Below are 1429 nucleotides of genomic sequence, written 5' to 3'. Positions count from 1 at the left end.
TATTCTCACTCATACGACAGAATTAACACGACATTTCAGCACTGTCCGATTAAACCGCCGACACCACCAAAAATAAAAGCGACTGTAGTACTAGGGATAGGTCGTTAAGTATTTGCATGGTTGCGCTCGATTCTTACGTCAGTTCATTGATGAGATTGCGTGCGGTGGTCATACCGTTTTCGATGGCCCCGTCCACGACGATGCCGCGCCAGCCGTTTGCCCATTCCGAGCCGGCGAACCGCATACGCGTGGTGGTATCCAGGATGTCTTGGTGGCCGTCAATGAACTGCCCTGTTCGCAGAGTCCCGAATGCTTGGCCGCTCCACTGATCGCGGTGCCAGTCGTGTCCGGTACTGTCGACGACCTCGATGTCGGGACGCCACTGATTCATTACTTCCTGGGCTGTTTCAACAGACGTCAGGTCAGGGAGGGCCTTGTGATCGGCGCCAAAGCCCATGAAGATCGTCGTATCGTCGTCCATGAAATATTCCGAGCGCATCAGCGAGATCTTTGATGTATGAGGTGCGTAGGCTTCCATCGGATGGTGCCCCTTAGCCTTGATCACGATCTTGCTGCCGGTCGCATTCCAGCCGCGTTCGGTGATACTGCGTAATTTTTGTGGCAATTGTGGGCTGAACTCGATGTTCTTCATCGCTCCGACCGGTACGGTTACAATGACGGCATCAGCTGCGATGGTTTCCCCGCCGTCCAGGGTGACCTTTGCCCCGGCGTCCGAGTGCTCGATCTTGGTTACCGGCGTGGACAGTCGAATAGGACAGCGCAGATCATTGGCGATGCCCTCGTAGATCCCGCGCATCCCGTTGATTGGCTTATAGCCCAGCAGAATGTCATCGATCAGCCGACGCCGGTGATCCGACAGTGCTGCCCACTGCTTGGCCATCAGTGCTGAACCATCATTGGGATCTCCGATGAACGTGGTCGACATGTAGCCATCTACGACGTCCATCTGTTCTTGCGTGAAATCTCCTTCGCGCAGCAGTTCCATCACGCTGGTCTTGTCATCTTTACGGAACTGTTCGCGAAGCTCAGCCGGACCGTTATATTCCTCCGAGAGCACCCATAGCGGGTCGAATGGGTTGGGCCAGTAGTCGGCCGAACGCTCATAGATTTTCTCGTAAGCGTCATTGATCAGCGTGTTCAAGTCCGCCTGGGTGCCATTTTTGATCTGGCCGTCAGTTCGCCAGTACACGTCATCGACCTCTGGCGAAGCGACCATCGACTGGCCGTAGCGCGTCATCTCCGACCAGGTAAACGGCTGGAACCAGTGAACCCAGGTCGCACCCATCTCCAGCTGACGACCCATGCGGTTATCCGGCTCTTCCGGTTTAAGGGTGGGGTTGGTGGTCTAGGCCGCCTGCGATCAGCAACATTCTGAGTCGGTAGTTGTGGGGGTTTCGGAAGCCGCGGG

The 1429-nt window shown here is 55.8% G+C and carries 1 protein-coding gene; it reads right to left on the bottom strand.

Going from position 1 to position 1429, the window contains the following annotated elements; translation table 11 throughout:
• Nucleotides 1–133: 133 nt before the first annotated feature.
• On the bottom strand, nt 134–1324 hold the full coding sequence (locus ACYVJT_RS15230; RefSeq protein ID WP_343957703.1) for an NAD(P)/FAD-dependent oxidoreductase: 1191 nt from the start codon (nt 1322–1324) through the stop codon (nt 134–136).
• Between the last annotated feature and the right edge of the window lie 105 nt (nt 1325–1429).

This window comes from Yaniella soli (genome assembly GCF_054782375.1).
Note: the sequence above shows the minus strand (reverse complement) of the source record. Positions and strands in the feature narration are given on the sequence as shown.

Coding starts and splice junctions, on each gene's coding strand:
- ACYVJT_RS15230 (WP_343957703.1), bottom strand. CDS start 1,324: ATGGGTCGTCAGCTGGAGATGGGTGCGACCTGGGTTCACTGGTTCCAG.